This is a genomic window from Bacillus sp. AFS001701 (assembly GCF_002559405.1).
In the GTDB taxonomy this organism is placed as follows: Bacteria; Bacillota; Bacilli; order Bacillales; family Bacillaceae_G; genus Gottfriedia.
Window position 1 is genome coordinate 1 of sequence record NZ_NTZO01000100.1, and the last position, 475, is coordinate 475.

Sequence of the window (475 nt, forward strand, 5' to 3'; positions counted from 1 at the left end):
GTTCTTACTAGTGAGAAAAGAAATATTGTTGAGAATAGAATGGATTTTTAAATGGTATATGATAAACTTTATTTAGAATATTAGTTTAATAATATGTAAATGTTAAAATGGCTGCTTATGCAGCTATTTTTAATTTAAAAAGGAGTAAAATAGAATGTTTGAATTAAAATTAAAAAATGGAGAAATAGTAAAAGTTCGTCAAGCAACAGGAACTGATGCTAAATCAATTATAGATTTTTATAACATCGTAGGTGGAGAAACGAACTTTTTATCATTTGGAGGAAACGAGTTTAAAAAAAATGAAGCAGAATATGAGACATTTCTAGATGATACCTTCAATGAAAAAAATTCAATTATTTTATTAGTTACAATCAATGATCAAATAATAAGTATCGGTTCGATCAATTCCAGTCAAAACGAACGTACTAAGCATGTAGGCACACTAGGCATTGTAGTTAAAAAAGAATATTGGGGA

General features: G+C 26.9%; 1 pseudogene. It reads left to right on the forward strand.

What is annotated here, in order from left to right:
• Window positions 1–154: 154 nt before the first annotated feature.
• Window positions 155–475 (forward strand): annotated as a pseudogene (locus tag CN514_RS08460) (GNAT family N-acetyltransferase); the annotation flags it as partial.